Source organism: Arthrobacter sp. 2MCAF15, from assembly GCF_052115605.1.
GTDB lineage: Bacteria > Actinomycetota > Actinomycetes > Actinomycetales > Micrococcaceae > Arthrobacter.
Window position 1 is genome coordinate 167895 of the sequence record NZ_JBFRGZ010000014.1, and the last position, 7389, is coordinate 175283.

Genomic DNA, 7389 nt, shown 5'->3' on the forward strand with positions numbered 1-7389 from the left:
CACCTAAGAAAGCAGTTCCCTGTGGCACACCTGCTCGGCGGCGAGAACCTCACGGTCTCGTATGCAACCCGTACCGTCCTCGATGGCATTACCCTCGGCCTTGAAGAGGGCGACCGGATCGGCATGGTGGGCCGCAACGGTGACGGCAAGTCAACCCTCATGCGGCTGCTGTCCATGCGCTCCACCCCGGACTCCGGCCGGGTGACCAAGCGCAGCGAGGTCAACATCGGCTACCTGGACCAGAGCGACGTGCTCGACGGCGACCTCACCGTCGGCGCCGCGATCGTGGGGGACCAGGCCGACTATGAATGGGCCCGGAATCCGCAGATCCGCGAAGTCATGGGCGGCCTCGTGTCCGACGTCGACTGGCACGCCAACGTCCACATGCTCTCCGGCGGGCAGAAGCGGCGTGTGGCGCTGGCCAAGCTGCTGATCGAGGACCACGACGTCATCATGCTCGATGAGCCCACCAACCACCTCGACGTCGAAGGCGTCGCCTGGTTGTCCCGGCACCTGAAGTCCCGCTGGCGGCCCAACCAGGGCGCCTTCCTCGTGGTCACCCACGACCGCTGGTTCCTCGATGAAGTCTGCAACAAGACCTGGGAAATCCACGACGGCATCATGGACCCGTTCGACGGCGGGTACGCCGCCTACGTGCTGGCCCGGGCCGAACGCGACCGTTCGGCGTCGGTCATGGAAAGCAAGCGCCAGCAGCTCGTGAAGAAGGAGCTCGCCTGGCTGCGCCGCGGCGCCCCGGCCCGCACCGCCAAGCCCAAGTTCCGGATCGAGGCGGCCAACGCCCTGATCGCCGACGTCCCTGAGCCGCGCGACTCGACGGCGCTGAGCAAGATGGCTACCGCCCGGCTCGGCAAGGACGTCCTGGACCTTGAGAACGTCTCGCTGGACTTCCTCGGTGGCGATGCCGGGCAGAAGCTCTTCGACAACATCACCCTGAGGCTGGCACCCGGGGAGCGGCTGGGCCTGGTGGGCGTCAACGGCGCCGGCAAGACCACCCTGCTGAAGCTGCTCAACGGCGAGATCCAGCCCAGCTCCGGGAAGGTCAAGCGCGGCAAGACGGTGGTCACAGCCGTGCTGACCCAGGAGGTCAAGGAGCTCGACGATGTCTCGGACCTGCGCGTGATCGAAGTGATCGAACGCGAAAAGCGCTCGTTCAACGTCGGCGGCAAGGAATTCACCGCCGGACAGCTCGTGGAGCAGCTCGGCTTCACCAACGAGAAGCAGTGGACCCCGGTCAAGGACCTCTCCGGTGGCGAACGCCGGCGGCTGCAGCTGCTGCGCCTGCTCGTGGGCGAACCGAACGTGCTCATGCTTGACGAACCGACCAACGACCTCGACACCGACACGCTCGCCGCCGTCGAGGACGTGCTCGACGGCTGGCCAGGCACCCTCGTGGTGGTCAGCCACGACCGGTACCTGCTGGAGCGCGTCACGGACCACCAGATGGCGCTGCTGGGCGACGGCAAGATCCGTGCCCTGCCCCGCGGCGTGGACCAGTACCTCGAACTGCGCGAAGGCGCTCTTGCCGGCTCCACGATCACCGGCGGCGGGAACCCCGTCACCTCCTCCAGCGCCGGTTCCGCGCCCGCCGCCGCGGGTCCGTCGGAGGCCGAGAAGCGCGACGCCCGCAAGGCCAAGAACCGGATCGACCGCCAGCTGGGCAAGCTCAAGCAGCAGGAAGACAAGATCCATGCCCAGATGACGGCCGGGGCCGGGGACGCCAGCAAGTTCGACCAGCTCGCCGACCTCAACAAAAAACTCCTGGAACTCGCCGGGGAACGCGAAGCCCTCGAACTCGAATGGCTCGAGGCCCTGGAAGTGCTGGGGGAGTAGCCTCCTCGCCGCGGGACATGCCCAGCGTGTGTGGGCACGGATGGACATGCCCCTCGGAGAAAGTGGCCTCCTCGGGACATGCCCCTCTTTGCGGGCCAACAATGGGCATGTCCCGCGCACGGCTCAGTCCCCGCCGGACATGCCCCACGGTTCGGGCAAACACTGGGCATGTCCCGAGCGCGGCTGAAACCCGCCGAACATGTCCCATGGTGCGGGCAAACAATGGGCATGTTGGTGTTATGTCCATTCTTCGAGGCCATCGGTGGACATGTCCCCTGGAGCACTAAGGCCTTAGCCCGCGGCGGGTAGGACATGCCCCTCGGTGCGGGCCAAGGATGGGCATGTCCCGCGGTAACACCAGACTCGCCAGCCCGGAACCTAGCCCTCGCTGCGGATCTCCGGGTCCTTTTGCAGCCCGGTCAGGCCGTTCCAGGCCAGGTTGACCAGGTGTGCGGCGACTTCGCGCTTGTCCGGGGTGCGGCTGCCCTGCCACCACTGGCCGGTCATCGCGACCATTCCCACGAGCATCTGGGCGTACATGGCCCCGTCGGCCGGGCTGAAGCCGCGGCGGGCGAGTTCGTCCTCGAGGATGTGCTCCACCCGCGCCGTCACTTGTGACAGCAACGTGGAGAAGGCCCCCTCCGGCTGCGACGGCGGTGCGTCTCGCATGAGGATGCGGAAGCCGTCGGTCCGGTCCTCGATGTAGGACAGCAGGGCAAGGGCGGCCCGTTCCACCAGGACGCGGGGCTTGGCATCCTCTGCCAGGGCGTCGTTGATCGAAGCCAGCAGGATGTGGAACTCATATTCCACCACCTGCCTATACAGGCCATCCTTGGAGCCGAAGTGCTCGTAGATCACCGGTTTGGAGACGCCCGCAGTGGCGGCGATTTCCTCGATGGTGGTGCCGTCCAGGCCGCGGAGTGCGAAAAGCCCACGGCCGATGCCGAGCAATTGTGTACGGCGCTGCGGACCTGTCATGCGGGGCCGGGCAACGTGGACGGGGACACGTTCGGGCCCGCCGTGGCCGCCGTCCGCCCCAACGGATCCGCCCGTACTGTTGATCACAGCACCATCATGCCCTACCGCGTGGCCGCGTTCGCCCGCTGCCCGTCCTGCCGCGCTGAGCCGCCCTGTGCCGCGCTGAGTCGCACGAGCATCATCGTTCGTGGCAGAATTGGTTCTCGTGCCACAGGTCAAGCCCGGCACGGTCCGCTCTGGTGTAATGGCAGCACCCCGGCCTTTGGAGCCGTGGAGTATAGGTTCGAGTCCTATGGGCGGAACTGGCGAGACACACCGCGCAACCTAGCAAGGAGAGCCAATACGTGAGCCCCGAGAACACTGGCCCGGCCGCCGTGATCGTCCTAGCTGCAGGGGCCGGTACCCGGATGAAATCCCGTACGCCAAAAATTCTCCATGAGATCGGCGGCCGCTCCCTGGTCGGCCACGCGCTCCAGGCGGCCCGCAGTATTAACCCCCGTGAGCTGGCCCTCGTGGTCCGGCATGAACGCGACCTCGTGGCCGCCCACGTCACCGCCCTCGATCCGAAGGCCCTGATCGTGGACCAGGATGAGGTGCCTGGCACCGGCCGCGCGGTTGAAGCCGCACTGGAAGCCCTCGACGCGCTTCACCCCCAGGAATCGCTGAGCGGCACCGTCGTGGTGACTTATGGCGACGTCCCGCTGCTCACCGGCGGACTTCTCGGTGAGCTTGTCGCCGCCCACGAGGCCGAGGGCAACGCCGTCACTGTCCTCACCGCCGTGCTCGAGGACGCCAGCGGCTACGGACGGATCCTCCGTGCCGAGGATGGAACGGTCACGGGTATCCGCGAGCACAAGGACGCGACCGACGTCGAACGCGAAATCCGCGAGATCAACTCCGGCATCTACGCCTTCGACGCCGCGGTGCTGCGCGACGCGCTGGTCCACGTCACCACGGACAACGCCCAGGGCGAAAAGTACCTCACCGATGTCCTGGCTCTGGCCCGCGCCGCGGGCGGCCGCGTCGCCGCCGTCGTCACCGAAGACCGCTGGCAGGTGGAGGGCGCCAACGACCGCGTCCAGCTTTCGGCGCTCGGAGCCGAACACAACCGCCGCACCGTCGAAGCCTGGATGCGCGCCGGCGTCACGGTGGTGGATCCCGCCACCACGTGGATCGACGCCACAGTGACGCTCGAGGAGGACGTCCGCCTGCTGCCCAACACCCAGCTGCACGGCGCCACCACGGTGGCCCGCGACGCTGTCGTCGGCCCGGATACCACACTGACCGACGTCACGGTGGGGGAGGGCGCCACGGTAATCCGCACGCACGGCTCCGGCTCCGTGATCGGTGCGCGCGCCAGCGTCGGACCCTTCACCTACCTGCGCCCCGGCACCGTCCTGGGTGAGACCGGCAAGATCGGCGCGTTCTACGAAACCAAGAACGTCACGATCGGCCGCGGCTCGAAGCTGTCCCACCTCGGCTACGCCGGAGACGCGGAAATCGGCGAGGACACCAACATCGGCTGCGGCAACATCACCGCCAACTACGACGGCGAGAAGAAGCACCGCACGGTGATCGGCTCGGGCGTGCGCACCGGTTCCAACACCGTTTTCGTGGCTCCGGTCAGCGTGGGCGACGGCGCCTACAGCGGTGCCGGCGCCATCATCCGCCAGGACGTCCCTGCCGGCGCTCTCGCCCTCTCCGTGGCCAGGCAGCGGAATTCCGAAGGCTGGGTGGCGGCCAACCGCCCCGGCTCCATCTCCGCCGCCCTGGCCGGGACCGCCCTGGCCCGATCCGCCGCCGCGGTCCATGCAGCCGCCGAGGGCGCCGCCCCAACTTCCTCCACTACTCCGGCACCGACAGAAGAGGGCTAGCAATCATGAGCGAAATTACGGCACACGGCGAGAAGAAGCTGGTGCTGGCCGCGGGGCGCGCGCACCCTGAGCTGGCGAAGGAGATCGCGAAGGAGCTGGGCACCGAACTGCTGCCCCTGGACGCCTACGACTTCGCCAACGGCGAGATCTACGTGCGGGCCGGCGAGAGCGTCCGAGGCACCGATGCCTTCGTGATCCAGGCCCACCCCGCCCCGCTGAACAACTGGCTGATGGAACAGCTGATCATGATCGATTCGCTCAAGCGGGCCTCAGCCAAGCGCATCACCGTCGTGTCCCCGTTCTACCCCTACGCCCGGCAGGACAAGAAGGGCCGCGGCCGCGAGCCGATCTCGGCACGCCTCGTCGCCGACCTGTACAAGACCGCCGGCGCCGACCGCATCATGAGCGTGGACCTGCACACCTCCCAGATCCAGGGCTTCTTCGACGGCCCCGTGGACCACCTGATGGCCATTCCGCTCCTGGCCGACTACATCCGCACCCGCGTCGGCTCGGACAAGGTCACGGTCGTCTCGCCGGACACCGGCCGCGTCCGCGTCGCCGAGCAGTGGGCCGAGCGCCTCGGCGGCGCGCCGCTGGCGTTCGTGCACAAGAGCCGCGACCTCACCGTGCCCAACCAGGCCGTCTCCAAGACGGTCGTGGGCCAGATCGAAGGCCGCACCTGCGTCCTGATCGATGACATGATCGACACCGGCGGAACCATCTCCGGCGCCGTGCAGGTACTCAAGAACGCCGGCGCCAAGGATGTCATCATCGCCGCGACCCACGCCGTGTTCTCCGACCCGGCAGCCCGCCGCCTCTCCGAGTCCGGCGCCCGCGAGGTCGTGGTCACCAACACGCTGCCGATCACCCCGGACAAGCGCTTCCCGCAGCTGACGGTGCTGTCCATCGCACCGCTGATCGCCCGCGCCATCCGTGAAGTGTTCGACGACGGCTCCGTCACCAGCCTGTTCGACGGCCAGGCCTGAGCCGGCCGGCGGGCCCGGATTTAGGATCCGGGCCCGCCGCTGGTAGCCTTGTACCGAAACCTTGGCGAGGGAGAGCGCCGGTGTGCCCTGTGCAAGCAGTATGCACGGGCAACCGGATTGCTGGTCTCCGTTATCGACTGGGTCTGAATCTCCTTCTGAAGGTCAGCTGCACGGCAGCCCGGCGTTGAAGGTCGTGAAGACCTCCGCCCTTGCTGAACACCGTTTAGTCCCACAGCTTGAAATCCCATGAGGAGATATCCATGTCTGAGCAGAAGCTCGCAGCAGAAGTCCGCACCGAATTCGGCAAGGGCTTCGCCCGCCGCGCCCGCATGGCCAACCTGATCCCGGCCGTCATCTACGGCCACGGCGCCGAGCCGATCCACATCACCCTGCCGGCGAAGGCCACCACCCTGGCCGTCCGCACGGCCAACGCCCTGCTGACCCTGGACATCAACGGCGAGCAGCACCTGGCCCTCGTCAAGGACATCCAGCGCAACCCGATCAAGCAGATCATCGAGCACCTCGACCTGCTGACCGTCCGCACCGGCGAAAAGGTCACCGTTGACGTCCCCGTCCACCTGAGCGGCGAGCTGGCTCCGGGCAACGTCCACAACCTGGAAATGACCACCGTCTCCCTTGAGGCCGAGGCAACCCACCTGCCCACCGCCATCGAGGTCAGCATCGAAGGCCGTAGCGCCGGCGAGCACATCCACGCTTCCGACCTCGTCCTGCCGAAGGGCTCCACCCTGCTGGCCGACCCCGAAGCGCTCGTGGTCAACATCTCCGAGGCCGTCGAAAACGTCGAAGAGGGCGAAGAGGGCGAAGCAGCTGCCCCGGCAGCCGAAGCAGCAGCCGAGTAATTCCGGCGCATGTGGCTGCGGCCGGGTCCCTCAGGGGCCCGGCCGCCGTCGTCTCCGCGACCCACCCCACACCTTCCCTCCGCCGCGTCCCACCGAAGGACTGATCCATGACTGACACCTGGCTGATCGTAGGCCTTGGCAACCCCGGAGCCGAGTACAGCCATAACCGGCACAACGTCGGCCAGATGGTGCTGGACGAACTCGCCTCGCGCGTGGGCGGCGGCTTCAAGTCGCACAAATCGCGCGCCCAGGTCCTCGAGGGACGCCTGGGCATCGGCGGGCCCCGGATGGTGCTGGCCAAGCCGCTGTCCTACATGAACGTCTCCGGCGGCCCCGTCTCGGCCCTGGCCCAGTTCTACGGGATCGACCCGGCCCACGTCATCGCCGTTCATGACGAGATCGACATCCCCTTCGACACCGTGCGGCTCAAGATCGGCGGCGGCGAAGGCGGCCACAACGGACTGCGGGACATCTCCAAGGCCCTCGCGACCAAGGACTACCTGCGTGTGCGGGTGGGCGTCGGGCGTCCGCCGGGCCGGATGGATACCGCGGACTTCGTCCTGCGCGACTTTTCCGCCCCGGAAAAGAAAGAACTGCCGTTCCTCATCGATTCGGCGGCTGACGCCGTCGAGGTCCTGGTCAGGGACGGCCTCCTCGCCGCGCAGCAAAAATTCCACCCGGCCAAGGCCACCTAGATGTACTGAGCCATTAGGTTGGTGACACTCGGTTGGCGGGTGTGGTTCCGATGCCGGTGTGGATTCGTTCAGTGTTGTAGTGCTGGAGCCAGGGCGCAAGTGCGGCTTGGCGGTCACCGCTGCTGGTGAAGATCTGCCGGTAGGC

Annotated in this window: 7 protein-coding genes and 1 tRNA gene; 6 read left to right on the forward strand and 2 right to left on the reverse strand. The window is 67.4% G+C overall.

Annotated elements, in window-relative coordinates; all coding sequences use genetic code 11:
- The first annotated feature begins 21 nt into the window (after positions 1 to 21).
- On the forward strand, positions 22 to 1851 hold the full coding sequence (locus tag AB4089_RS16380) for an ABC-F family ATP-binding cassette domain-containing protein (protein WP_441410331.1): 1830 nt from the start codon (positions 22 to 24) through the stop codon (positions 1849 to 1851).
- 378 nt (positions 1852 to 2229) lie between these two features.
- Here AB4089_RS16380 and AB4089_RS16385 read toward each other — a convergent pair whose 3' ends face one another.
- A complete protein-coding gene (locus AB4089_RS16385; protein WP_441410343.1) occupies positions 2230 to 2829 on the reverse strand; it encodes a TetR/AcrR family transcriptional regulator in 600 nt (199 codons plus the stop codon).
- A gap of 230 nt (positions 2830 to 3059) precedes the next feature.
- On the opposite strand from AB4089_RS16385, the gene AB4089_RS16390 reads away from it, so the two are divergent.
- The 5 genes from AB4089_RS16390 to pth all read left to right on the forward strand — a co-directional run bounded on the left by AB4089_RS16390 (position 3060) and on the right by pth (position 7244).
- A tRNA-Gln gene (locus tag AB4089_RS16390) sits at positions 3060 to 3131 on the forward strand.
- Between the two features lie 42 nt (positions 3132 to 3173).
- Positions 3174 to 4703: a bifunctional UDP-N-acetylglucosamine diphosphorylase/glucosamine-1-phosphate N-acetyltransferase GlmU gene (glmU, locus tag AB4089_RS16395; protein WP_441410332.1), complete on the forward strand. Its 1530-nt coding sequence runs from the start codon at positions 3174 to 3176 to the stop codon at positions 4701 to 4703.
- Positions 4704 to 4708: 5 nt separating this feature from the next.
- On the forward strand, positions 4709 to 5689 hold the full coding sequence (locus AB4089_RS16400) for a ribose-phosphate diphosphokinase (protein ID WP_026537748.1): 981 nt from the start codon (positions 4709 to 4711) through the stop codon (positions 5687 to 5689).
- 260 nt (positions 5690 to 5949) lie between these two features.
- On the forward strand, positions 5950 to 6549 hold the full coding sequence (locus AB4089_RS16405; RefSeq protein WP_441410333.1) for a 50S ribosomal protein L25/general stress protein Ctc: 600 nt from the start codon (positions 5950 to 5952) through the stop codon (positions 6547 to 6549).
- Between the two features lie 107 nt (positions 6550 to 6656).
- Positions 6657 to 7244, forward strand: coding sequence for an aminoacyl-tRNA hydrolase (gene pth / locus AB4089_RS16410; RefSeq protein ID WP_441410334.1), 588 nt, complete (start codon positions 6657 to 6659; stop codon positions 7242 to 7244).
- A 13-nt stretch (positions 7245 to 7257) separates the two neighbouring features.
- On the opposite strand, the gene AB4089_RS16415 is transcribed toward pth, so the two are convergent.
- A partial coding sequence (locus AB4089_RS16415) for an integrase core domain-containing protein (protein WP_441410344.1) occupies positions 7258 to 7389 on the reverse strand: 132 nt, incomplete at its 5' end.

Excerpts from the sequence above, each read along its gene's own strand:
- pth (WP_441410334.1), top strand. The coding sequence starts at position 6,657 with ATGACTGACACCTGGCTGATCGTAGGCCTTGGCAACCCCGGAGCCGAG.
- AB4089_RS16405 (WP_441410333.1), top strand. The coding sequence starts at position 5,950 with ATGTCTGAGCAGAAGCTCGCAGCAGAAGTCCGCACCGAATTCGGCAAG.
- AB4089_RS16385 (WP_441410343.1), bottom strand. The coding sequence starts at position 2,829 with ATGACAGGTCCGCAGCGCCGTACACAATTGCTCGGCATCGGCCGTGGG.
- AB4089_RS16400 (WP_026537748.1), top strand. The coding sequence starts at position 4,709 with ATGAGCGAAATTACGGCACACGGCGAGAAGAAGCTGGTGCTGGCCGCG.